Genomic DNA, 23,074 nt, shown 5'->3' with positions numbered 1-23,074 from the left:
ATTCAAAAAGGAATGGTTTGGCCGTGCAGCACTTCGCACAGCCAAACCATTCTTTTGCTTGGCCCCCTTGTCTGGGTCTGTTACCAGCTCTGCGGCAGCGGCCGGCCTTCCTCATAACCAGCGGCAGACTGCACGCCAACGATCGCGCGTTCCCGGAATTCAGCCAACGACGCGGCGCCCGCATAAGTGAAGGAGCTGCGCAGGCCCGCGGTGATCATGTCCAGCAGGTCCTCGACGCCGGGCCGGGCAGGGTCCAGATACATCTTCGACGTTGAGATGCCCTCCTCAAACAAACCCTTGCGGGCCCGCTCAAACGCACCCTCACGGGAGGTGCGGTTTTGCACGGCCCGCGCGGACGCCATGCCAAAGCTTTCCTTGTACTGGCGGCCGCCGGCATCCACCTGCAGGTCGCCCGGGCTCTCATAGGTGCCGGCAAACCAGGACCCGATCATCACCTGGCTGGCCCCGGCCGCCAAGGCCAGCGCCACGTCCCGCGGGTACCGCACCCCGCCATCGGCCCACACGTGGGCACCCAACTCGGCAGCCGCCGTCGAACATTCCAAAACGGCCGAAAACTGTGGCCGGCCAACCGCCGTCATCATGCGCGTGGTGCACATGGCACCGGGTCCGACGCCGACCTTGATGATGTCGGCCCCGGCCTCGACCAGGTCCCGCACCCCTGCTTCGCTGACCACGTTGCCGGCAGCCACGGGAACAGCCGGGGAGAGCGACCGCACGGCGCGCACGGCCTCCATCATCTTTTCCTGGTGCCCGTGGGCGGTGTCCACAACCAGCGCATCGACGCCGTACTCAAGCAGCGCGGCGGACTTGGCAGCAACGTCGCCGTTGATCCCCACGGCCACGCCGAGCCGCAGCCGGCCCGAACTGTCAAGGGCAGGCTGGTAGATGGTGGAGCGCAGGGCGCCGGTCCTGGTCAGTACGCCAACGACTTCACCGGCACGCAGCACCGGGGCGTAATCGGTTCCGGCGGCATCCAGTACTGCAAATGCCTCCCGGAGCGCCTCGTCGGTGAGCGCCTTGGCCTGGGTGAAGTCCAGGGCGCCGGCATCCGCCTGCGCACGGATTTCGTCAAACGGCACGGCATCCAGGGTCAGCACGTTGGAGCGCATCACCGAGGCAAGGGAGGAGAACCTGTCCACGCCCTCGCAGTCGACGCCGCGCACCACACCGACAAAATCGCTGCCGTCAACCACCACCACGGCATTGTGGGAGCGCTTGCTCATCAGGTGCACGGCGTCAATGACGATGTCCCCCGCAGTCATCAGCAGCGGCGTCTCATAGAGCGAATCGCGTTGTTTAACCCAGTCGCTGACGGATTTGAGCACGTCCAGGGGAATGTCCTGGGGCAGGACGGCCATGCCGCCGCGCCGGGCCACAGTTTCGGCCATCCGCTTGCCCGAGACCGCCGTCATGTTGGCCACCACCAGCGGAATGGTGGTGCCGGTGCCGTCCCCGCTGGAAAGATCAACATCCAAACGCGAGGTGACGGTGGAACGCGACGGGATCAGGAACACGTCGGAATACGTCAGGTCGGTGGCCGGTTGGTTGAGAAAACGCATTGCACTCCTTGATGGAAAAGGGCCGCTGCAGTGGGCCGTCAGCGGCCGGATGGGGGCGCCACAGCGCCGCCCGGGTAAGAGTCTAGCCACAATGTGACGCCATTCACCGCAAAAAAATGCATCTTTTTCCCAAAGGCGGGGCGCGCCGCGGCGTAGATTGGCCTACAGGCCACCAGTCTTACTAGACTTGTTGGGGGAAGGGGTTAGTTGGACCTCTTCCACATTTCGAATAGGCTACGCAGGTTTGCGCCGGCAGCACCCGCCCGATTCAGGTGCCGACTCCTTGCGTAACCTTGTACAGCGGGCAACAAGAACTCATGGAAGAGGCGTAATACACGTGCCAGAGCAATCCATCCACCGTCTACCCGAAGAATTTGGCGGCAACGAGTGGCTCGTCGACGAACTGTATGAGCGCTACAAGGGCGACAAGAATTCAGTGGACACGAAGTGGTGGCCACTGTTTGAAGGTTTCGCCGCGGATGACGCAGATGGCAACGGCCGCCACACCGCGAACAATTCCGCACCCATAACAGCCCAGATCCCCGTGGTCCCCGCGCCCCCGGCCGCTCCGGCTTCCGCCGCCCCGGCTGCTGCAGGCACGACGTCGGCACCCGCCACAGCTGTTCCGGCAGCTCCCGCTGCGGCCACCAAGGCGCCGGCTGCCCCGCGCCCGCCGGCACCCGCCAAGGACGCCGCACGGACCGGAAGCACGCCCATCCCGGCGCAGCTGCCCAAGACTGCCAAGGACAAGTCCGTTCCGGAAGAGTCAGTGAAGACTGTTCTGCGCGGCCCGGCCAAGGCCATCGCGGCCAACATGGTCAGCAGCCTGGAAGTGCCCACGGCCACCAGTGTGCGTGCCATTCCGGCGAAGCTGCTGATCGACAACCGCCTTGTCATCAACTCAAACCTGGCCCGCGCCCGCGGCGGCAAGGTCTCCTTCACCCACTTGATCGGCTATGCCATCATCAAGGCCCTGGGCCAGTTCCCGTCCATGAACGTCCACTACGACGAGATCGACGGCAAGCCGGTGGCCATCCAGCCGCCACACGTGAACTTCGGCATTGCCATTGACATGCCCAAGCCTGATGGCTCGCGCCTGCTCATTGTGCCGAACATCAAGAAGGCCGAGACACTCAGCTTTGCCGGTTTCTGGCACACGTACGAGGACCTGATCAAGCGGGCCCGCGCAGGCAAGCTGACAGCCGACGACCACTCAGGCACCACTTTTTCGCTGACAAACCCCGGCGGCATTGGCACCGTCCACTCGGTGCCGCGCCTGTCCAAGGGCCAGGCCGCCATCATCGGCGTCGGCTCCCTTGACTACCCGGCCGAGTACCAGGGTGCCAGCGCCAAGATCATCGCCCAGAACGCCGTCTCCAAGATCCTGACCCTGACCTCCACCTATGACCACCGCGTCATCCAGGGTGCCGGCTCCGGCGAGTTCCTGAAGAAGGTGCACCAGCTCCTGCTCGGTGCCGAAAACTTCTATGACGAAATCTTCGAATCGCTGCGCATCCCGTACGAGCCTGTCCGGTGGAGCGTTGACCTGCAGGTTGATCCCGCGGACGAGATCAACAAGGTCGCCCGCATCCAGCAGATGATCCACTCCTACCGTGTGCGCGGCCATCTGATGGCTGACACCGACCCGTTGGAATTCGTCCAGCGCAAGCACCCCGACCTGGACGTGCTCACCTACGGCCTGACCCTGTGGGACCTGGACCGCGAATGGCCCACCGGCGGCTTTGGCGGTGCACAGAAGCTGTTGCTGCGCGACATCCTCGGCGTGCTCCGCGACGCTTACTGCCGCACCACCGGCGTCGAATACATGCACATCCAGGAACCCGAGCAGCGCGAATGGTTCCAGAACGAGCTGGAGCACCCTTACTCCAAGCCGAGCCGCGAAGAGCAGCTGCGCATCGTGTCCAAGCTGAACTCGGCAGAGGCGTTTGAGACGTTCCTGCAGACCAAGTTTGTTGGTCAGAAGCGATTCTCCCTCGAGGGCGGAGAGTCCCTGATTCCGCTGCTTGACTCCATCATTTCCGATGCGGCCGACGACGGACTGGACGAGGTCGCCATTGGCATGGCCCACCGCGGCCGCCTGAACGTGCTCACCAACATCGCCGGCAAAACCTATGCACAGGTCTTCCGCGAGTTTGAGGGCACCCAGGATTCACGCAGCGTCCAGGGCTCCGGCGACGTCAAGTACCACTTGGGCACGGAAGGCACCTTCACCTCCGACGCCGGCAATGAGACCAAGGTTTACCTCGCCGCCAACCCCTCGCACCTGGAAGCCGTTGACGGCGTCCTGGAGGGCATCGTCCGTGCCAAGCAGGACCGTCTGGACCAGGGCGAGAACTTCCCCGTCCTGCCCATCATGGTCCACGGCGACGCCGCCTTCGCAGGCCAGGGCGTTGTTGCCGAGACGCTCAACCTTTCCCAGCTGCGCGGCTACCGCACCGGTGGCACCATCCACGTTGTGGTCAACAACCAGGTTGGCTTCACCACGGCACCGTCATCATCGCGTTCCTCGGTGTACTCCACCGACGTGGCCAAGATGATCCAGGCTCCCGTGTTCCACGTCAACGGCGACGATCCCGAAGCCGTTGTGCGCGCATCCCAGCTGGCGTACCAGTTCCAGCAGCGCTTCCGCAAGGACGTTGTCATTGATCTGGTCTGCTACCGCCGCCGCGGCCACAACGAGGGTGACGATCCCTCGATGACGCAGCCGCTGATGTACAACCTCATCGAGGCCAAGCGCTCTGTCCGCCGGCTGTACACCGAGGCCCTGATCGGCCGCGGCGACATCACCGAAGAGGAAGCCACGCAGCTGCTGCGCGACTACCAGGAACGCCTCGAACGCGTCTTCGCCGAAACGCATGCCGCACAAACCTCGCCGATCCCGATCATCACCAAGGATTCGCAGGCCATTTCCGACCTCGAGCGCCCCATGGCGCAGCAGGCGGATTCCGGCGTGAACGATCCCCAGGTCACCGCCATCAGCGCCGACACCCTGGGCCGCATCGGTGCAGTCCACCTGGCCGTTCCAGAAGGCTTCGAGATCCACAACAAGCTCAAGCAGCTGTTGGAAAAGCGCGAGGCCATGTCCCGCAACGGCAGCATCGACTGGGGCTTTGGCGAACTGGCCGCGTTCGGTTCGCTCCTCATGGAGGGCGTGCCCGTCCGCATGGCCGGCCAGGACTCCCGCCGCGGCACCTTCGTGTCCCGCCACGCAGTGTTCCACGACCGCGCCAACGGCAACGTCTGGACCCCGCTGCGGGACCTCAGCGAGGACCAGGCAAAACTGTGGATCTACGACTCCCTGCTCAGCGAATACGCTGCCATGGCGTTCGAGTACGGCTACTCCGTCGAGCGTCCCGACGCCCTCGTGGTTTGGGAAGCGCAGTTCGGTGACTTCGTCAACGGCGCGCAAACAGTCATTGACGAATTCGTTTCCTCGGCAGAACAGAAGTGGGGCCAGCGTTCTTCCCTGGTGCTGATGCTCCCGCACGGCTACGAAGGCCAGGGACCGGACCACTCCTCAGCCCGCATCGAGCGCTTCATGCAGATGTGTGCCGAGGACAACATGATCGTTGCCAACCCGACCACGCCGGCGTCGCACTTCCACCTGCTGCGCCGCCAGGCCTACCGCCGCCCGCGCAAGCCGCTGATCATCTTCACTCCGAAGCAGCTGTTGCGCCTGAAGGCTGCAGCCTCATCGGTTGAGGACTTCACACAGGGCGGCTTCCGCCCCGTGATTGGTGAGCATGCAGCGTTGGACAACAACGCCGTCGACCGCGTCATTTTGGTCTCCGGCCGGCTGTACTACGACCTGCTCGCCGCACGCGACAAGGCCGGGGACAGCAAGGTTGCCATCCTCCGTGTGGAGCAGCTGTACCCGCTGCCGCTGGCGGAGATCAAGGCTGAGCTTGCCAAGTACCCCAACGCCGAAATCGTGTGGGCACAGGACGAACCAGCGAACCAGGGCCCGTGGCCGTTCATGGGCTTGAACCTGGCTCCCGAGCTGGACCAGAAGCTGAGCCGTGTTTCACGCCCGGCGTCGGCTGCCACGGCAACGGGTTCGGCCAAGAACCACGCTGTCGAGCAGACCTTGCTGGTCAAGCAGGCGTTCGAGCGCAGCTAAAGCACCACTGATGCCCGGTCTGCATTATCAGGCCGGGCATCTTTTATTTGAACTTCAATTTTATGCACCAAGAAGAGGGGCGCCGTGGACAAGCGGGAACTGCGAATAGTAGCTGTAGGGGATGAACTGGTTGCCGGTGTTGGCGATCCGCGCGCCCTCGGCTGGCTGGGACGCGTGCTGGCCAGGACCCCCGGCGACTCTGTCGCGATTGAGTCATTCGTGCTGGCAGCCCCCCGCGAGGGAACCGAGGCCCTGGCGGGCCGCTGGCTGCATGAGGCTGGCCGCCGCTTTGACGACTTCCATGAAAACCGTCTCGTGGTTGGCCTGTCCGGCCGCGACATTGAGTACGGCCTGTCCACGGCAAGGAGCCGGCTGAACCTGGCCAACATCCTTGACGGTGCCACCCAGCTGAACATCCCCGTGTTTGTGGTGGGCCCCCCGCCGTCGCTCGATCCTGCGCTGAACCGCAAGCTGGCCGAACTGAACACGGCATTCGCCGATGTCACCACCCGCCGCAAGCACCACTACGTTGACACGTTCGCCCCGCTGCAAAACCACGAACAGTGGCGCAATGACGTGGCAGCGAATGCGGGCTCCCCCGGCCAGGCCGGGTACGGGCTCATGGCGTGGCTCGTGCTGCACCGCGGCTGGTACCAGTGGCTCGACCTCCCCGAGGCCGGCTAACCGAATTAACCCGGGCATCAGCCCCCACTGAAGATCCATGTCGCAGACGTTGGACCGACAGCCCCGATTTCGCGGCTTCGGTCCAGCTGCTGGCGCATGGATCTTGTGGTTAAGGGCGCAGACCCGAATCAATTTCGAGATATATCTTGATTTGCAGCCCAACGCGCTATATCGTGTTTACACAGACGCGATATAACGCAAACAGAGGAGCTGCAATGAACGAGGAATCGTGGTCCGTCACCGAACCACAAACGATCGAACTCAGCGGGGTGTCGGAGATCAAGTTGGCGCTGGTCAAGGGCCGCTTCGACATTGTCGTCACCGAAGGGAGTGAGACCACCTTGGAGATCTCCGAGGTTGAGGGGCTGCCACTGGAGGTCCGGTTCAGCAACGGGACCTTGAAAGTTGAGCATTTCAACTCTTCCAATTGGTTGCAGCGCCTGATCAACTTCCAACAGGCGGCAAGCGCTGTCATCAGCATCGCCGCCCCTGCCGGGGCCTTCGTCACGGCAAGCACCGTCAACGCCGACGGCATGGTCAGCGGCAGCGCCAAAACCACGCTGCGCACAGTGACGGGATCGCTCATGGCGGATGCCACCGAGGGCCTGCTCACCCTGGACACCGTCAGCGGTGAAATAATTGCCCGTGACCACCGCGGCCCCTTGGTTGCCAAGAGCGTTTCAGGCGACGTGATGGCCTCCGGGGAACTTGCGGATGTGAGGGCAAGCACCGTCTCAGGCAACGTCAGCTTTGACCTCCACGGCAGGCCCAACACCTTGAACGTCAAGTCGGTGTCCGGGGACATCATGGTCCGCCTGCCCCGCAACATGGGCGTCAACGCCACCGCGACCAGCGCCTCGGGCACGCTGTTGCTGGATACCGAACGATTCAGCAACCTCGGCCAAAACACCCAGGCATCAGCCGGGCCGGAATCACCCCGCATGACCAGCCACACCTCAACGGTCTCCGGCACAGTCTCGATCGTGTACGCCCCGGCCGAACAGGCAGCAAACCCCTCCCTTGCCAAGGAGGATTCCTAATGCCTCCCGTCTTTGCCCATGGGGCCCTGCGGCTGTACCTCCTCGCCGCACTCGAAGAGGGGCCCCAACACGGCTATGAAATCATTCGCGCATTGACCAGCCGCTTTGGCGGCACCTACTCCCCCAGCGCCGGCACGGTCTATCCCCGGCTGGCGAAACTTCAGGAAGAGGGGCTGCTGGAAACGACATTGGACGGAAGGCGCACCGTCTACGCCCTGACACCGGCAGGCCGGGCCGAGCTTGACGACCGGCGCCACGAACTTACCGAAGTTCAGGCCAATATTGCCGCCTCAGTGCGCCGCCTTGCCGACGATATTCGAGTCGACGTCCAGGAGAACATGCGCAGCCTCCGGGCAGAGTTGGCAGCCAGCGCTGAATCCGCCAGAACGAAGGCCCGACAGGTGCCCAAGGCACCGCGGAGCGAGCCTGCCGGTGCGGGCAAACAGCTCAAGGAGGCCGAGTTCCTGCTCCAGCGGTTCCACGACGACCTGCGCATCGACCTGCGCCTCCACGCCACCACGAATGGCCTGGACGAGCTGACGCTGGCGACGACCAGGACGGTTCTGGAACAGGCGGCGACGGCAATCAAGGCAACGCTGAGGAAATAGCACGGCCAGCCCCATCACAGGGAGCCACGAACCCCTGGCAGGGGCCGCACCACTTGCGCTGGCGCCACTGTCCGGGCCGCCGGTTAGGCGGGGATGTGCCAGCCATGCGAAAATAGATGAGGATCGGTTTTGAAGATCTTCTAGATGATTGGAGGCAGCTATGTCGAAGCGTTCACGTAAGCGTCGGGATCGTAAGGGCAGCGGGGCAAACCACGGTAAGCGCCCCAACGCTTAATTCTTGACGCAACAAATTCAAGAGCCCGCCCCGCCACCTGGCAGGGCGGGCTTTTGCTTGCCCGCACGGGCCCCGCGGCCAGCAATTGCGGACCTTGGAGGCAAAGTTGTTCGTGATGTGACGAAACAGCCATTGCATTAAACACGGAAAATACTGTCTTAAAGCTAAAGTGGAATTGTTGCCTGCGTCCCGAGTTGAAGAAAGCCGATAATGTACGCCCTCGTCCTACTCACCATGCTGCCGTTTGTCTGGTTTGGCATGATCGCAGCCATTTCCTTCATCGAAACCCCCTTGAAGTTTCGTGCACCGGGCATGACCCACGCATTGGGTGTGGGCATTGGCAGGCTCCTGTTCAAGGTGTTGAACCTGGCTGAGGCGGCGATGGCGGTTGTTCTGCTGGCTGCGTGGACACAGCGCCAGGACCTGGTGACTTTGCCCATCGGCATCTTCTTGTCCGTGCCAATGCTGGCACTGGCTTTGCAAACCCTGGTGCTGCGCCCGGCCATGGCCAACCGCACCAAGGCACTGGCCGAGACTGCGCTGGCCCACAGTGGAACCACTGCCGTAAAAGCCAAGGTTGGCACGCTCACGCACGTGGCCTACATTGGCTCGGAACTGGTGAAGGCTGTTGCCCTGCCGGTGGCCGGCGTCCTCATTGTCGTGGCTGTGGCGGCGTAGGCAACCATGGCGACCCCTCCACTGAACTCCGGCAGAACGACGTCGAACCTTAAAGCCTATGAACCGACGGCGGCCCAACCGCAAGAACCGGGCGGGGACGGCGGACCCCGCGGGGACATCGCCGACCGGGCCGACGTCTTGAACCTGGTGGAGACCTTTTACACGCGGGCCTTCACGGACGGGCTGATCGGGCACATTTTCACTGACGTGGTGCACATGGATCTTGCCCGGCACATGCCCATCATGGCCGACTTCTGGCAGACGGTGCTGTTCAAGGCCGGCCTGTACAACCGGAATGCGCTGGCCATCCACTTTGACATTCATGCCAAGGAACCACTGACACTTGAACACTTCAACCGGTGGCTGCAGTTGTGGACCAACACCGTGGATGATCTTTTTGCCGGCGAAAAAGCCGAGCTGGCCAAGGTCCAGGCCCACCTGATTGGTGGTTCGCTGCATCGGCGGGTGACGGGCAGGCCGGCCAGCCAATACAGCACCATCTCAACGCGTCCGCCGCAGGCAGCGGGGCCGCAGCCGGAAAAGCCGCAGGCCCCTGACGTTCAGATATCTGACGCGCCGGAACCTTAAACCGCGGCCGGCTTGCCCTCGTGCAGGCGGGCAAGGATGGCTGCCTTGAGGGTTTCCGGGGCAGCTTCCTTGCAGGATCGCTTCACGACCGAGCGGATGACACACTCAAGGTCGTACTCCTGGGAGCAGTCGGAGCAGCCGTCGAGGTGCTCCTTGATCTCTCCCAGGTCGTCGCGGGACAGCGCCCCGTCAAGGTATTCATATATCCGCACGATGCGTTCATCGCTGCAATCGCCCAGGCTTTGGCAGTCGCCCATGGTCATTTCTCCGTTTCAGTCATTAGGTTGGTCTCTTTGACGTAGCCGCGTTCAACGGCGTAGTCGGCCAACATTTCACGCAAAAGTTTTCGTCCCCGGTGCAGCCGCGACATTACTGTCCCGATGGGGGTGTTCATGATTTCCGAGATTTCCTTGTAGGCAAATCCTTCGACGTCGGCAAAGTAAACTGCCAGCCGGAATTCCTCCGGGATGGCTTGCAGGGCCTTCTTGACGTCTGAGTCGGGCAGGTGGTCAAGGGCGTCAGCCTCGGCCGAACGCAGCCCGCGCGAGGTGTGCGATTCCGCCCTGGCCAGCTGCCAGTCCTCGATGGTGTCGGCGTTGGACTGCAGCGGCTCACGCTGCCGCTTGCGGTACAGGTTGATGTAGGTGTTGGTCAGGATCCGGTACAGCCACGCCTTCAGGTTCGTGCCCGGCTTGTACTGGTGGAAGGCGGAAAACGCCTTGGTGTAGGCCTCCTGGACCAGGTCCTCGGCGTCGCTGGGGTTTCGGGCCATGCGCATGGCCGCCGAATACAATTGGTCCACATAGACCATGGCATCGCGTTCAAAACGCGCACGTCTGGCATCGGCTGTCTCGTTGGCAACATCAACTTCTGCCACGTCCGTGTTCACCACAGCGCTGCGGCTGGCGGGTGCGGGCTCGGAGTTGGTGGTTTGCTCAGGCTCGGAAGTGTTCATCACTACTGAGTCTATGCTCAGACTCAGTTTCAGGGGTGCCGCTTGGACCAGTGTCTGCATTGCCGCCTTTCCGTCGCTTTGGGTGTCGCAGTTCGTGTTGCCCGGCCAGTTCCCTGCCCAAGCCGCCGCTAATGATGTAAACCTGCCAACGCCGTCGGATATTCCGCAAACACAGCAACAGCGAAAGAGTCGTGGGAGACTTAGACACAGCATGAGCCTCCCGCGAGGCGGCCCCGGCCGTGTTTTGGGAGGCTGACCGAATCACTAAGGAGGCCTCCTTGTCCATTGTTCGCGTACTCGCCCGCCCCATGTTGGCGTCATCTTTCATCCTTTCCGGCCTTGACCGGCTGCGCCACGCAGACCAGACGGCGGCCCAATTGGCTCCCGTGCTGCGCCCGCTGAGCGCTGCCCTGCCGGTGGACGCCAGCGAGAAAACCCTGGCCCTCGCCCTTGCCGGCACCCAGGTTGGGGCAGGCTTTTTGCTGGCCATCGGGAAATTCTCCCGCCCCGCCGCCGTCGTGCTGGCCCTGACTGCCGGACTGGGCGCAGTGGTTGAATACCGCACCGCGGACACCACCACCAAGGAAAACCGCACCCACCGCCGCAACCAGCTGACCAAGAACATTGGCCTGATCGGCGGCGCACTGCTGGCAAGCGTCGACACCGCCGGCCGCCCCGGGCTGGCCTGGCGCACCGAGAAGCTCCTTGAGAGCGGCAAAAAGAACGCCCAAACCAAGTTCAAGAAGGCGGACAAGTCAGTCCGCGCGCTAGCCCACGACGTGACAGGACAGTAATTCCCGATGACCAGCGCCCATTGGCCCGCACCTTTTTCCGCAACACCCCTGGATGCCACAGTCACCATTCCGGCCTCCAAATCGCTGACCAACAGGTATCTCGTGCTCGCAGCCATCGCCGACGGTGAATCCCGCCTGCGCGCACCGCTCCAGTCCCGCGACTCCGACCTCATGATCGGCGCATTGCGGGCCCTGGGCGCTGTCATCACCGAAGTTCCCGGCAGCAGCCGCGTCCCCGACCTCGTGGTCACGCCCATCCCGGCCGGCGCCACAACCCACGGCACCATCGACGTCGACTGCGGCCTTGCCGGGACCGTGATGCGCTTCGTCCCGCCGCTTGCCGCGCTCGTTGCCGGTCCTGTGAAGTTCGACGGCGACCCGGCGGCTTTGGTGCGCCCGATGGCCCCGATTGTGGCTGCGTTGGAAGGGCTCGGCGTGCGGGTTGAGGACGGGGAGGACGGCTTCCTGCCGTTCACCGTCCACGGCACGGGCACTGTAGATGGCGGCCACGTGCAGGTTGACGCCGGAGGTTCCTCCCAGTTCATTTCAGCCATTTTGCTGGTTGCGCCGCGCTTCAGCAATGGCCTGCACCTTGAACACATCGGCGATTCGGTGCCCAGCGTTGACCACATTTCAATGACTGTGGAGATCCTGCGGTCCATGGGGGTTGTCGTTGACTCCTCCACCCCCAAGCACTGGATTGTGCAGCCCGGACCCATCCCCGGCTTTGACGTCTCGCTCGAGCAGGACCTCTCAAACGCGGGCCCCTTCCTGGCCGCCGCCCTTGCCACCGGCGGCACCGTGCGGATCCCGAATTGGCCGTCAAACACCACACAGGTGGGCGACAAATGGCGGGAGATCCTGCCGCAGTTTGGTGCCACAGTGGTGCTTGCCGACGGTGTCCTGACCGTCACCGGCGGCCCCGAGATCCTCGGCGTCGACATCTCCGACACCAGCGAGCTGGCCCCGTCAACGGCGGCCATCTGCGCCCTGGCCTCAACCCCGTCACGCCTGCGCGGCATCTCGCACCTGCGCGGCCATGAGACCGACCGGCTGGCCGCCCTGGTTGCTGAAATCAATGCCCTTGGCGGCAACGCCGAGGAAACCGAGGACGGGCTGATCATCAACCCCGCCCCCCTGCATGGAGGCGTTTTCCACAGTTACCATGACCACCGCATGGCCACGGCCGGAGCCATCATCGGGCTTGCGGTGCCCGGCGTCGAGGTTGAAAACATCGCCACCACCGCCAAGACCATGCCCGACTTCCCAGCCATGTGGGCGGCCATGGTGTCGCAGACCGCTGTTGGCACAGCGGCCGCTGCCACAGCGGCGGTTGAAGCCGAGGCTTAGGGGATGGCACGGGACTACAGCAACTGGGACGAATCAGACGTCCGCGTCAGGGCCAACAAGAAGGGCAGCCGGCCGCGCACCAAGGACCGGCCCGCCTATGAGGACGCCGTCATCGGCAGGATCATCACGGTGGACCGCGGCCGGTACACGGCCATCGTGGACGAGAACCTGCCCACCGAACGCACCTTGATTGCCGCCCGTGCCAGGGAATTGCGGCGCAATCCCGTGGTGGCCGGCGACTTTGTGGCACTCGTGGGCGATGTGACGGGCAAGCCCGACACCTTGGCCCGCCTGGTCCGGGTTGAAGAGCGCCGCACGCTGCTGCGCCGCAGCGCCGATGACACCGACCCCGTGGAACGGGTGGTGGTGGCCAACGCCGATCAATTGGTCATCGTCGTCGCAGCAGCCAACCCCGAACCCCGCACCGGGTTCATCGACAGGGCACTGGTCGCCGCCTACGACTCCGGCATCGCTCCCCTGCTGCTGATCACCAAGACCGACATCAAGGATCCAGCCGAACTCCTTGCCAACTATGAGCACCTCGACATGACAGTCATCATCAGCCGCACGGCCACTGACGGCGCTTCCGGCATCGACGCCCGCAGTGACGACGGCGACTCCGCCCTGCTGGCCGGAGGTGCGGTGGAGCAGCTGCACGGCTACCTTGATGGCAAGGTCAGTGTCATGGTGGGGCATTCGGGTGTGGGCAAGTCGACCATGGTCAATGCCCTGACGGGTTCACAGCGAGCCACGGGCGGCGTCAACGCCGTGACGGGCCGCGGGCGCCACACCTCTTCGTCCGCACTGGCCCTGCAGTTGCAGGACGGCCTGCCCGGGTCGTGGATCATTGACACCCCCGGCATCCGGTCGTTTGGCCTGGCCCATGTGAACGCCGACAGGATACTCCAGGCCTTCCCCGACCTGCAGCCGGGAACCGACGACTGCGAACGCGGCTGCAAGCACGACAGCGTGGCCGTGAATTGTGGGCTGGACCCCTATGTGGCGGCCGGGCATGCGGGCGACGCCGGACCGGCCCGCCTTGCGTCGCTGCGCCGCCTGCTGGGCACCAGCGACAGAACCGAAGGCCGCGCCGAAGCGAAGGAACTGGGCATCATCGAGTAGTCCCCACCGGCCCCCTCACCTCGTTCCTCGGCCAGGGAACCCTGCCGGCGTGGGCCCATCCACCGCGCTCGCCCACCCACCCGCACACCCATCTGCCCGCAGCTGTCCCAATCTGCGCAAAGCCAGCCCTCCAGCGTGCCGCACAACAGTGTTATGCGGCACGCGAGCCATGAGTTTTGCGCAGATTGGGACAATTGGCCGCCTGCCCGCGGCACCGTGAACTTATACGCACGGTTCACGGCGAGTTGTGCGCATAAGCGCTTATACGCACGGCTCACGGCGAGTTGTGCGTATAGGTTTTGGCGCGTGAACGCATACACGCCACTGCGCCCGAGTTGTGCGTATGAGTCCACGAAAGTGGCGCTGACAGGTGTTTGCACTAAATCGCGATAGCGTGAAGCGTATGACGATCGAACCCCAGACGTACAACGATGATCTCCGCCTGGCCCATGTCCTGGCCGACAGTGTCGACTCACTGACCATGTCCCGCTTCAAAGCCCTTGACCTGGGAGTTGAAACCAAGCCCGACCTGACCCCCGTGACGGACGCCGACAAGTCCGCCGAGGAGTCCATCCGCAGCCAGCTGGCCCGGGTCCGCCCGCGCGACGCCGTGCTGGGTGAGGAGTTCGGCAGCAGCGGACACGGTTCACGCCGCTGGATCATCGACCCGATCGACGGCACCAAAAACTTTGTCCGCGGCGTCCCCGTCTGGGCCACACTGATCGCCCTCGTCGATGAAGGCGTCCCTGTCGTGGGCCTGGTCAGCGCGCCGGCACTGGGCAAGCGCTGGTGGGCTGCCCAGGGAACCGGCGCCTACATGGGCAAGTCGCTCGCGGCAGCCACCCGCATCCGCGTCTCAAACGTCGCCGAACTCAAGGACGCCTCCATGTCCTATTCATCGCTGAGCGGCTGGGCCGATCGGGGCAACCGGGACGAGTTCATCGCCCTCACCGACGACGTCTGGCGCACCCGGGCCTACGGGGACTTCTGGTCCTACTGCATGGTCGCCGAGGGCAGCGTTGACATTGCCTGCGAGCCCGAACTGAACCTGTACGACATGGCAGCGCTCGTCCCGATCGTCACCGAGGCCGGCGGCCGCTTCACCTCGCTCGAGGGCGCCGACGGCCCCTTCGGCGGCAACGCCCTGGCCACCAACTCCATCCTGCACACAGAGGTGCTGCACCGCCTGAACCCCAACTGGGATGACCTGCTGGGCTGACCCCAACCAAGAAGTACAGGTGAGTTAAGAACGACGGCGGCCTCCCGCCGTCGTTCTTTTTGCCCGCCTGGCGCGGGACTGCTTCGGGCGGAACACGGACGCCCGTTATGCAACGTAACAAATGCGCCGCCGGTATTCTTGGGCTACTCTTTTGGGCATAGGTCACGAGTGCCAGTGCTAAACCCCGGTTTGCTGGCCGGCAACCCTCCTTTCGCGGCGGGGTGCCCCGGGTGACGACCTGGCCAGGCCGGAACGGTCATGGCAAGCGCGGACTCCTTGGCACCCCCAAGCGTCCTTCCGTCGAAGGAAACACTCATGAGCAACGCCCTGCTTGAGACCACACAGCTGGAGGAAAACTCCCTCGCCAGCCGCCCCTTGCTTCCGGTTGTGGGCCAGGACCTGCCCGCCCCGCTGATCCAGGGTGGGCACGTGAGGTACGCCAATCTTGACTATGCAGCGTCGGCCCCCGCCATTGAAGAAGTGGCGGCACACCTGAACGAGGTGCTGCCGTACTACGCCAGCGTGCACCGCGGCGCCGGCTTCGCCTCCCAGGTCAGCACGTCGGTGTATGAAAACGCGCGGCGGATTGTGGCGGAGTTTGTAGGCGCCCGCCCCGACGACACTGTCATTTTCACCCGCAACACGACAGATTCACTCAACCTCTTGGCCGGGTGCGTGGGGAGCATCCTGAAGCAGCAGGGCTATGTTGAGGGCCGCGCCAACGTCCACGGCGAGGTGCTCTACCTGGACATCGAGCACCACGCGAACCTGCTGCCGTGGCAGGCCCTGCCGCACCGATCGGTGGTCGCAGCCGACTCCATCGCGGCCACCCTGGCACGGGTCGAAACCCAGCTGCGCGCCGGCAATGTGCTGCTCCTGGCCGTCACGGGCGCCTCAAATGTCACGGGCGAGGTGCTTCCCGTGCACGAGCTGGCCGCCCTGGCACACCGCTACGGCGCGCGCATCGTCGTGGATGCGGCCCAGCTGGCACCGCACCGCCGGATCGACCTCTCCGCCAGCGGCATCGACTACCTGGCCTTTTCGGGCCACAAGCTCTACGCCCCCTTCGGCGCAGGGGTCCTCGTGGGCCGCCCCGACTGGCTCGACGCCGGCACGCCCCACTTGGCCGGCGGCGGCGCCGTCAAGGACGTCAGGCTCGAGTCGACCCGCTGGGCCGAGGGCCCGGCCCGCCACGAGGCAGGCTCCCCCAACGTGCTCGGCGCGGCCACACTGGCCAAGGCCGCCACAGCCTTGGCCGCCCTCGACGCCAACGACTGGCACACCCACGAACAACTCCTGCGCCGGCACCTGGTTGCCGGGCTGTCCGAGCTCGACGGCGCAACCGTCCACACGCTGTTCAGCGACGCCGACAGCCACCCTGGCTGCGGGAGCATCGGCGTCGTGAACTTCTCCGTCACCGGGTACGACGCCGGACTTGTCGCCGCATACCTGTCGGCCGAACACGGCGTGGGCGTCCGCGACGGCAAGTTCTGCGCCCATCCGCTGCTGAACCGCTTGGGGCTGCCGGCGGGTTCGCTGCGTGCCAGCTTTGGGGTCGGTTCCCGCCTCGAGGACGCCCAGCGCCTGCTTGAGGGCATCAGCACACTGCTCCGGAACGGGCTGGGCTGGGACTACGTGGTCGACGCCGGCCGCTGGGTCCCCGCCGACGACAACCGCGCCTACCCCGACTGGGCACCAAACACCCCGGGCACTGCCGGTGCAGCCCCCTGCACCACAGACCGGTAGACGCTCGCTCACATCTGGGGCGGTTTCAGTAAACGCTCGCTCTCTGATCAGCCCGCTGAGGCCAGGCACCGAGCGAGCGTTGGGAAATATGCCCCCGTATCTGCGCGAGGGTCCTTGGAAAGTTGACCATATCTGCGCGAGCGTCGGTAGAGGGTAAAGTTGGACGGCACCACCGGACAACACCTCAGGAGCGAACATGGCTGGCACCGGCGGACCGGTCTTCGACGCGGAACGGCGCCAACACATGGCCGCAGCCTTCCTGGAGGGCGGCGGCCACTACCACAAGGTCCGCCCCGGCTACCCGCGTGAATCCCTTGACTGGCTGACCGAAACCGCCGCGCACCCCCTCCATGACGTCCTCGACGTGGGCGCCGGAACGGGCAAGTACACCCAATTGCTGGCCGGGCGCGGCTGGACCATCACCGCCGTCGACCCCTCAGCCGACATGCTGGGACAGCTTGCCCACGCCGTCCCGCATGCCACCCCGGTGGTGGGCACGGCCGAAAACCTCGAACTGGCCGATTCCTGCATGGACCTTGCCGTCGTGGCCCAGGCCTGGCACTGGTGCGATCCCCTCACGGCCAGCACCGAGATTGCGCGCGTGCTCCGCCCCGAAGGCACGCTCGGGCTGGTCTGGAACCAGCTCGACGTCGGACTCCCCTGGGTGCACAGGCTGGCCCGGATCATGCACGCCGGAGATGTCCACAAGCCGGACTTCCGCCCCACCCTCGGCCCGGAATTCGCCCCCGCCGAGCCCCACAACACCCGATGGGACCAAACGCTGACGCCCGAGGAGGTCATGGAGCTCGCCAAGTCACGCAGCTACTACCTCAAGGCCTCGGAGCAGGTCCGCGCCAAGGTCATGGCCAATCTGCGGTGGTACCTGTTCGAGCATTTGGGCCACGTCCCCGGCACGGAACTTCAACTTCCCTATGTGACCCAGACCTGGCGCACCCGGAAGCTGTAGGGCGCCCCGACGGAGGCCGCCCGGCACCTAGGCGCCCGGCACCTGGACAACGGCACCTCGAGAACCCGCTCCTCGACAACCACACCCCAAACAGCTTATGATTTCGGCATACCTAAATATTTCATTTAGGTACATCGAAGGGTTGCATTGTGCTCGAGACTGCCACGACCGGGAAAAAGCCGCTGCGCCAACCGCGCGGCGGCCTGCTGTTTCTGCTGGGCCCAGCCTTCGTGGCCGCCATTGCCTATGTCGACCCCGGCAATGTTGCAGCCAACCTCACCTCGGGCGCCAGCTACGGCTACCTTCTGGTGTGGGTCCTGGTGGCGGCCAACGTCATGGCCATGCTCGTTCAGTACCAGTCAGCCAAGCTGGGCGTGGTGACGGGCAAGTCGCTCCCTGAAATTTTGGGCGAACGATTCAAGACACGCAGCCGGCGCCTCTACTGGGTACAGGCGGAACTCGTCGCCATGGCGACGGACCTGGCCGAGGTGGTCGGCGGGGCCATCGCGCTCCATTTGCTGTTTCAGCTGCCGCTTCCGGTGGGCGGCCTGATCGTGGGCCTGGTCTCCATGGCCCTGCTCACAGTCCAAAACCGTCACGGCCAACGGCACTTCGAGCGCATCATCGTCTTCCTGCTCGTCATCATCACGATCGGTTTCCTTGCCGGGCTGGTGCTCAGCCCGCCCGACCCCGCGGGCGTGGCCTCCGGGCTCATCCCCCGTTTCGACGGCTCAGGCAGTGTCATGCTCGCGGCCGGGATGCTGGGCGCAACAGTGATGCCACACGCCATCTACCTGCACTCCCAACTGGCCAAGGACAGGCACCCCGACGCCCGCAGCACCCCGGCAGGGCTGCGCAGGATCATCAAGGCCACCCGCGTTGACGTGGTGCTGGCCCTCATCCTGGCCGGCGCCGTCAACATTGGCATGCTCCTGCTGGCCGCCTCAACCCTGGGCGGGATCTCAGGAACCGACAGCATCGAGGGCGCCCACACGGCCATCGTCAACAGCCTGGGGCCGGTGATCGGCGTCGTCTTCGCCATTGGCTTGCTGGCCTCGGGGCTCGCTTCCACCTCGGTGGGTGCCTATGCCGGGGCCACCATCATGAACGGCCTGCTCAAGGTGCGGATCCCGCTGCAGGCCCGGCGCCTGGTCAGCCTCATACCGGCAATCATCCTGCTGTCAGTGGGCATTGACCCGACCTGGGCGTTGATCGTGAGCCAAATCGTGCTCAGCTTCGGCATCCCGTTCGCCCTCATCCCGCTTTTGCGCCTGACGGCAAGCAGGAAGCTCATGGGTGAGCACCGCGACGGCCTGGCACTGCGGCTGGCTGCCCTCGTCAGCGTGGCGCTCATCGTCGCCTTGAATGCCGTGCTGCTGTGGCTGACCTTCACCGGGCAGGGCTAACGGGTAGGCTTGGAGGGTGAAACAAACCGCCACCTCCTCCAGCATCGAAGACTATGTCAAGGTCATCTATGCCTACACGGAATGGCAGGACAAGCCCATCACCTCCTCCGCCCTGGCCACCCGCCTCGGCGTCGCGAATTCATCGGTGTCGGAGATGGTGCGCAAACTCAAGGACCAGGGCCTCGTCGACCACCAGCCCTACAGCCCCATCCATCTGACCGGGCAGGGCCTGTCGCTGGCATTGTCGATGGTGCGCCGCCACAGGCTGCTGGAAACCTATCTGGTCCGCGAGCTGGGCTACACCTGGGACGAGGTCCATGACGAGGCTGAAATGCTCGAGCACGCCGTTTCCGAGCACTTCATCGAACGCATGAGCACCAAGCTTGGCCATCCCGTCCGCGACCCCCACGGCGACCCCATCCCCGACGCACAGGGCCGCATCACCATGGCCCCCTCGCACCGCCTCGACGAGCTCGACGCCGGTCACACCGGCCGGGTCAGCCGCATCAGCGACCACGACCCCGACCTTTTGCGCCACCTGGAAAAACTCGGCATCGGCCTCGACACGCAACTCGCCGTCCTGGGCCGGCTCCCCTTTGTCGCCGGCTTTCGGGTGCGCCTTGATGCCGCGCACGACGCCGGACCCTTGACTTTGGGGGACGAGGTGGCGGCCTCGCTGTGGCTGACTTCGGTGGGAACCCACGCCGACTGTGCCGTGCAGGAACTGACAGGCGGCTCGCTGATGAGCCGCCACACTGCACCCCGCTAAGAGCGGCGGCGGACCGGCCGTTCCAGGAACCGTGTCGCGGCGAATTGCGCCACGGCCAGAACAGCCATGATGGTGCCGAGCGCATATGAGCCGACGCCCAGCAGTGCCGCGGCGGCGGCCAGGAACAACCCCAATGACAGCCAGCTGACAAGGTTTGCATTCAAACGGCGCTCACTGCGGGGAGCCAGGTAGACGCCCCAGAACACCACCACAACGGCCGGAATCCCCAGCCCCAGAATCAAGTTCCACGGGCTGTCCTGTTTAAAGCCCCAAAACAAGAACGCCGCCACCATGGCAACTTCAAGGGCAAAACCCAGAACCTTGCTGGCAACGTCCACCACAGGGGTGAGTGTTGCCAGGTCAATGCGCGCGGCTTTTACGTCCGCAACTCTGCGACGTCCCACTATTTCCCCATCGTCCCTAGTCGATATCTGTCATTGCGGCACGCTCCCGGCGCAAGACAAAGCGCTGGACCTTGCCGCTGGGTGTCTTCGGAAGTTCGGCAACAAAGTGGATCCGCCGCGGGTAGGCATGGGCGGCAAAACGGGTCTTGACCAGTTGCTGCAGCTCAGTGACAAGTGCGGCCGATGCAGCTTCGGGCTCGCGCAGCACCACAAAAGCTTCCAGCACCTCGCCCCGAATTTCATCCGGCGTGCCGATGACGGCTGCCTCCGAAACGGCTGGATGGGTCACCAGCACCGACTCGACATCAAAAGGTCCGATGCGGTAGCCGGCCATGATGACAACGTCGTCGTCACGTGCGGAAAAGTAGATGTAGCCGTCTTTGTCCCTGCGTCCGGCGTCGCCGGTGATGTACCACGTGCCGTCGGGGCTGTACCGCTCGGCGGTTTTCCCGGGTGCGTCCACATAGCCGGTGAACCACATGAACGGACTGTTCCTGACGTTGAGGGCGATCCGCCCCGATTCACCATCGGCGGCAGGTTCGTCACTGTCATCGGCAAGCACGTCAACGCTCCACCCTGGCAGCGGCTCACCCATTGACCCCGGACGCAGCGCCTCCTGCAGGCCATCTGCCCACGCATTGCCTGCAACCATGCCGAGTTCCGTTTGGCCGTAGTGGTCCCTGACCTCCAGCCCAAAGGCGTCGCGGCCCCAGTCGATGACGTCAGGTGTCAGAGGTTCGCCGGCACTCGAGGCCCTGCGCAGAACGTGGCCCTGCCCGGGGGCGGAGCCTGCCCGCAGCGAGCGGTAGACGGTGGGGGCTGCGGCAAAGTTTGTCACATCGAATTTTTCCATGACGGCCCATGTCAGTTCCGGGCTGAAACCGGCCGAGAGGAGCAGGGAGCGGTTGCCCGCCGCCATGGGCGCCAAGAGCGCAAAGTACAACCCGTAGGCCCAACCGGGGTCTGCCATGTTCCAAAAAACGTCGTCGTCGCGGACATCCAGGCCAAAGCGGTGATACCCCACGAAGGAGGCCACCGCATTCAGCGGGATCGAAACTCCCTTGGGCGACCCGGTGGTGCCCGAGGTGAACAGCTGCACAAGCGGGCCGTCACCGCCAACCGCAACGGAGCCGCCGTCGTGCCTGTCATCCGCCTGCTCGCCAGCCCCGGGCCTGACATCGCCGGGCTTGCCCGACCCCGTCGTGAAGGCGCCCGTGCCGGCCACCATCTCAGCAAACGCGTGGTCGTAGCCGAAAGCCTCGCCGCGGGCCACAATCACCGGCAGTGAGGCGTCGGTGGGGACTTCCCCGGCCGGGAGCAGCTTCTTGCGCTGGTCGGCGTCGCAAATCACCAGTCGGGCACCGCTGGCCTGAAGCCGGAAGTCGATGGCGTCATGGGCGAAGGCGGTAAAGAGTGGGACATCCACCGCGCCAAGGCGCCAGATGCCCAGGAGAGCAATGACGAGTTCGGCTGACTTGGCCATGAGCGTCGCAACGTGATGGCCGCGTTTGACTCCCAGAGACGTTAAAGCAGCGGCGAACTGCGTGGATTTCTCGCGCAGTTCGCCGTAGCTGATGTCGACGGAGCCCAGGTCGGCGGTGATGACGGTGAAAGCGGTGTCGCCTGCGGGATGCCTGTCGCACAAAAGCTCGGCCGCATTGGCCCCGGGCGCCGCGAAGGTGTCCAACAGCTCCTGCACACGTACAGTCATGATCCGCTCCCCTGCCTTGTTGGCTGCCCTAAGACGCGGCGGTGCACAAGGCACGCTGCGTGATTAAACGCAGTTTAGCCTTCGCAGTCCTTGCAGAAGAACAGGCCGTTCTTCTCGCGCGCCACCTGACTGCGGTGGCGGACCAGGAAGCAGGAGGAACAAGTGAACTCGTCGTCCTGTGCCGGGATGACCTGGATGATCAGTTCCTCGTTGGAGAGGTCTGCACCGGGCAGGTCCGTGCCTTCGGCCGTGTCTGAATCTTCGACGTCGATGTGCGCCGTCTGAGCACCGCCACGCTGTACCTGGAGTGCCTGAAGCGACTCTGTCTCGTGGTCTTCGTCTTTGTTGCGGGGTGCGTCGTAATCCGTTGCCATGCGGTTTTCAAACTCCTGAGGTGCTCGTGGTATTGGCTGGGTGTTTCAGCGCCTCATACTAGCCCCTGAAAGCTGGAAATGCGCCCTTAATTCTCTGTTGTTTTCCCACAGCATAGGGGATGGTCTGAATATTCGGTGTATTCTCGCCGAATTTTTGCAAATATTGCTTTCCGACGGCAGCGAATGTGGCCATTATCACCCACCCATCGACGCCATTGAGCGGTTTGCTGGGATGGATCCGGCCACCCTGAATCGCCACCGGCCACGCTTCGCCCTATCCTTGAAGGAACATGGCAAACAACGACTCCCCCCGCTCTTCGCTCAATCGCCGGCAAGTGGCCCAGGCCCTGAACATTCCGCCGGAAATGGCCGCCCGAAACGGCATCCCCTCGCGCATGAGTGCCGCTGAAGTGGCTGCCATCGACGCCAATCCACCGGCCTGGCTGGCACAGTCACGCACGAATTCCACCGGCAAGCGCCCTGTCTGGGTCGATTTGCGCTGCTACCTCTGCGATTTCCTTGAGGTGGCCCGGCCCAAGAAGTGGTGGCCGGAATTCACCTACGTGATTTGCGACTTCCACGACAACGACGAGCTTCCCGCCCCCAGCGCCGGCTGGCGGCGCAGCGAGTACGACGGCGTCGGCAGCCGCTTCCGCGGTATCGTCGACTCCCAGGATGCCTAGGCTGGGTGCTGCGCGCCCGG

22 protein-coding genes and 1 riboswitch are annotated in these 23,074 nt (G+C 64.4%); of the genes, 16 read left to right on the top strand and 6 right to left on the bottom strand.

Annotated features, from left to right (window positions below; all coding sequences use genetic code 11):
* Window positions 1–80: 80 nt before the first annotated feature.
* The gene (gene guaB1 / locus AC1L6K_RS07695; RefSeq protein WP_480952116.1) at window positions 81–1,580 is read right to left on the bottom strand and encodes a GMP reductase; all 1,500 of its coding nucleotides are present in this window, start codon (window positions 1,578–1,580) and stop codon (window positions 81–83) included.
* Between the two features lie 337 nt (window positions 1,581–1,917).
* Between guaB1 and AC1L6K_RS07690 the strand changes: the two genes are divergently transcribed.
* The 7 genes from AC1L6K_RS07690 (at window position 1,918) to AC1L6K_RS07660 (ending at window position 9,554) form a co-directional block, all read left to right on the top strand.
* The gene (locus AC1L6K_RS07690; RefSeq protein WP_480952115.1) at window positions 1,918–5,721 is read left to right on the top strand and encodes a multifunctional oxoglutarate decarboxylase/oxoglutarate dehydrogenase thiamine pyrophosphate-binding subunit/dihydrolipoyllysine-residue succinyltransferase subunit; all 3,804 of its coding nucleotides are present in this window, start codon (window positions 1,918–1,920) and stop codon (window positions 5,719–5,721) included.
* A gap of 84 nt (window positions 5,722–5,805) precedes the next feature.
* A complete protein-coding gene (locus AC1L6K_RS07685) occupies window positions 5,806–6,405 on the top strand; it encodes a GDSL-type esterase/lipase family protein (RefSeq protein ID WP_480952114.1) in 600 nt (199 codons plus the stop codon).
* 215 nt (window positions 6,406–6,620) lie between these two features.
* Window positions 6,621–7,445, top strand: coding sequence for a DUF4097 family beta strand repeat-containing protein (locus AC1L6K_RS07680; protein ID WP_480952113.1), 825 nt, complete (start codon window positions 6,621–6,623; stop codon window positions 7,443–7,445).
* A complete protein-coding gene (locus tag AC1L6K_RS07675) occupies window positions 7,445–8,053 on the top strand; it encodes a PadR family transcriptional regulator (protein WP_480952112.1) in 609 nt (202 codons plus the stop codon). The genes AC1L6K_RS07680 and AC1L6K_RS07675 overlap by 1 nt, the downstream gene beginning before the upstream one ends.
* Window positions 8,054–8,213: 160 nt before the next feature.
* Window positions 8,214–8,288 (top strand): 50S ribosomal protein bL37, encoded by a 75-nt coding sequence (locus AC1L6K_RS07670; RefSeq protein WP_154606549.1) that lies wholly within the window; start codon window positions 8,214–8,216, stop codon window positions 8,286–8,288.
* 210 nt (window positions 8,289–8,498) lie between these two features.
* Entirely contained in the window at window positions 8,499–8,966 is a 468-nt protein-coding gene (locus AC1L6K_RS07665; RefSeq protein ID WP_480952111.1) for a hypothetical protein, read from the top strand.
* 6 nt (window positions 8,967–8,972) lie between these two features.
* Window positions 8,973–9,554: a group III truncated hemoglobin gene (locus tag AC1L6K_RS07660; protein ID WP_480952110.1), complete on the top strand. Its 582-nt coding sequence runs from the start codon at window positions 8,973–8,975 to the stop codon at window positions 9,552–9,554.
* On the opposite strand, the gene rsrA is transcribed toward AC1L6K_RS07660, so the two are convergent.
* Both rsrA and AC1L6K_RS07650 read right to left on the bottom strand, forming a co-directional pair.
* On the bottom strand, window positions 9,551–9,811 hold the full coding sequence (rsrA, locus tag AC1L6K_RS07655; RefSeq protein WP_480952711.1) for a mycothiol system anti-sigma-R factor: 261 nt from the start codon (window positions 9,809–9,811) through the stop codon (window positions 9,551–9,553). The two genes, AC1L6K_RS07660 and rsrA, sit on opposite strands and share 4 nt — an antisense overlap.
* A gap of 2 nt (window positions 9,812–9,813) precedes the next feature.
* Entirely contained in the window at window positions 9,814–10,509 is a 696-nt protein-coding gene (locus tag AC1L6K_RS07650) for a sigma-70 family RNA polymerase sigma factor (RefSeq protein ID WP_480952109.1), read from the bottom strand.
* 278 nt (window positions 10,510–10,787) lie between these two features.
* On the opposite strand from AC1L6K_RS07650, the gene AC1L6K_RS07645 reads away from it, so the two are divergent.
* From AC1L6K_RS07645 to AC1L6K_RS07610, 8 genes are all read left to right on the top strand, one after another.
* On the top strand, window positions 10,788–11,303 hold the full coding sequence (locus tag AC1L6K_RS07645) for a DoxX family protein (RefSeq protein WP_480952108.1): 516 nt from the start codon (window positions 10,788–10,790) through the stop codon (window positions 11,301–11,303).
* 6 nt (window positions 11,304–11,309) lie between these two features.
* Window positions 11,310–12,653, top strand: a complete 1,344-nt coding sequence (gene aroA, locus AC1L6K_RS07640) for a 3-phosphoshikimate 1-carboxyvinyltransferase (protein ID WP_480952107.1) — start codon at window positions 11,310–11,312, stop codon at window positions 12,651–12,653.
* A gap of 3 nt (window positions 12,654–12,656) precedes the next feature.
* Window positions 12,657–13,775, top strand: coding sequence for a ribosome small subunit-dependent GTPase A (gene rsgA / locus AC1L6K_RS07635; protein WP_480952106.1), 1,119 nt, complete (start codon window positions 12,657–12,659; stop codon window positions 13,773–13,775).
* A gap of 403 nt (window positions 13,776–14,178) precedes the next feature.
* Window positions 14,179–14,994 (top strand): histidinol-phosphatase, encoded by an 816-nt coding sequence (gene hisN / locus AC1L6K_RS07630; protein WP_480952105.1) that lies wholly within the window; start codon window positions 14,179–14,181, stop codon window positions 14,992–14,994.
* Window positions 14,995–15,154: 160 nt separating this feature from the next.
* Window positions 15,155–15,268, top strand: a riboswitch (SAM riboswitch).
* Between the two features lie 41 nt (window positions 15,269–15,309).
* Entirely contained in the window at window positions 15,310–16,740 is a 1,431-nt protein-coding gene (locus AC1L6K_RS07625) for an aminotransferase class V-fold PLP-dependent enzyme (protein WP_480952104.1), read from the top strand.
* Between the two features lie 196 nt (window positions 16,741–16,936).
* Entirely contained in the window at window positions 16,937–17,707 is a 771-nt protein-coding gene (locus AC1L6K_RS07620; protein ID WP_480952103.1) for a class I SAM-dependent methyltransferase, read from the top strand.
* A 149-nt stretch (window positions 17,708–17,856) separates the two neighbouring features.
* The gene (locus tag AC1L6K_RS07615; protein WP_480952102.1) at window positions 17,857–19,113 is read left to right on the top strand and encodes an Nramp family divalent metal transporter; all 1,257 of its coding nucleotides are present in this window, start codon (window positions 17,857–17,859) and stop codon (window positions 19,111–19,113) included.
* A 16-nt stretch (window positions 19,114–19,129) separates the two neighbouring features.
* Window positions 19,130–19,882, top strand: a complete 753-nt coding sequence (locus AC1L6K_RS07610) for a metal-dependent transcriptional regulator (protein ID WP_480952101.1) — start codon at window positions 19,130–19,132, stop codon at window positions 19,880–19,882.
* Here AC1L6K_RS07610 and AC1L6K_RS07605 read toward each other — a convergent pair.
* From AC1L6K_RS07605 to AC1L6K_RS07595, 3 genes are all read right to left on the bottom strand, one after another.
* Window positions 19,879–20,286, bottom strand: coding sequence for a YrdB family protein (locus AC1L6K_RS07605; RefSeq protein ID WP_480952100.1), 408 nt, complete (start codon window positions 20,284–20,286; stop codon window positions 19,879–19,881). The genes AC1L6K_RS07610 and AC1L6K_RS07605 overlap by 4 nt on opposite strands.
* A 16-nt stretch (window positions 20,287–20,302) precedes the next feature.
* On the bottom strand, window positions 20,303–21,997 hold the full coding sequence (locus AC1L6K_RS07600) for an AMP-binding protein (protein WP_480952099.1): 1,695 nt from the start codon (window positions 21,995–21,997) through the stop codon (window positions 20,303–20,305).
* Between the two features lie 74 nt (window positions 21,998–22,071).
* Complete coding sequence (locus tag AC1L6K_RS07595) at window positions 22,072–22,371, bottom strand: DUF4193 domain-containing protein (RefSeq protein WP_444531431.1); 300 nt, start codon at window positions 22,369–22,371, stop codon at window positions 22,072–22,074.
* Window positions 22,372–22,661: 290 nt separating this feature from the next.
* Here AC1L6K_RS07595 and AC1L6K_RS07590 point away from each other — a divergent pair, with 290 nt between their 5' ends.
* Window positions 22,662–23,054, top strand: coding sequence for a hypothetical protein (locus AC1L6K_RS07590; protein ID WP_480952098.1), 393 nt, complete (start codon window positions 22,662–22,664; stop codon window positions 23,052–23,054).
* Window positions 23,055–23,074 lie beyond the last annotated feature (20 nt).

It is taken from the genome of Specibacter sp. BI4, from assembly GCF_056680095.1.
Note: the sequence above shows the minus strand (reverse complement) of the source record. Positions and strands in the feature narration are given on the sequence as shown.

What these genes read in the sequence shown, in the direction of transcription:
- rsgA (WP_480952106.1), top strand. Translation starts at nt 12,657, where the DNA reads ATGGCACGGGACTACAGCAACTGGGACGAATCAGACGTCCGCGTCAGG.
- AC1L6K_RS07620 (WP_480952103.1), top strand. Translation starts at nt 16,937, where the DNA reads ATGGCTGGCACCGGCGGACCGGTCTTCGACGCGGAACGGCGCCAACAC.
- rsrA (WP_480952711.1), bottom strand. Translation starts at nt 9,811, where the DNA reads ATGGGCGACTGCCAAAGCCTGGGCGATTGCAGCGATGAACGCATCGTG.
- AC1L6K_RS07625 (WP_480952104.1), top strand. Translation starts at nt 15,310, where the DNA reads ATGAGCAACGCCCTGCTTGAGACCACACAGCTGGAGGAAAACTCCCTC.
- AC1L6K_RS07665 (WP_480952111.1), top strand. Translation starts at nt 8,499, where the DNA reads ATGTACGCCCTCGTCCTACTCACCATGCTGCCGTTTGTCTGGTTTGGC.
- AC1L6K_RS07590 (WP_480952098.1), top strand. Translation starts at nt 22,662, where the DNA reads ATGGCAAACAACGACTCCCCCCGCTCTTCGCTCAATCGCCGGCAAGTG.
- AC1L6K_RS07680 (WP_480952113.1), top strand. Translation starts at nt 6,621, where the DNA reads ATGAACGAGGAATCGTGGTCCGTCACCGAACCACAAACGATCGAACTC.
- hisN (WP_480952105.1), top strand. Translation starts at nt 14,179, where the DNA reads ATGACGATCGAACCCCAGACGTACAACGATGATCTCCGCCTGGCCCAT.
- guaB1 (WP_480952116.1), bottom strand. Translation starts at nt 1,580, where the DNA reads ATGCGTTTTCTCAACCAACCGGCCACCGACCTGACGTATTCCGACGTG.
- AC1L6K_RS07600 (WP_480952099.1), bottom strand. Translation starts at nt 21,997, where the DNA reads ATGACTGTACGTGTGCAGGAGCTGTTGGACACCTTCGCGGCGCCCGGG.
- AC1L6K_RS07595 (WP_444531431.1), bottom strand. Translation starts at nt 22,371, where the DNA reads ATGGCAACGGATTACGACGCACCCCGCAACAAAGACGAAGACCACGAG.
- AC1L6K_RS07675 (WP_480952112.1), top strand. Translation starts at nt 7,445, where the DNA reads ATGCCTCCCGTCTTTGCCCATGGGGCCCTGCGGCTGTACCTCCTCGCC.
- AC1L6K_RS07650 (WP_480952109.1), bottom strand. Translation starts at nt 10,509, where the DNA reads ATGAACACTTCCGAGCCTGAGCAAACCACCAACTCCGAGCCCGCACCC.
- aroA (WP_480952107.1), top strand. Translation starts at nt 11,310, where the DNA reads ATGACCAGCGCCCATTGGCCCGCACCTTTTTCCGCAACACCCCTGGAT.
- AC1L6K_RS07660 (WP_480952110.1), top strand. Translation starts at nt 8,973, where the DNA reads ATGGCGACCCCTCCACTGAACTCCGGCAGAACGACGTCGAACCTTAAA.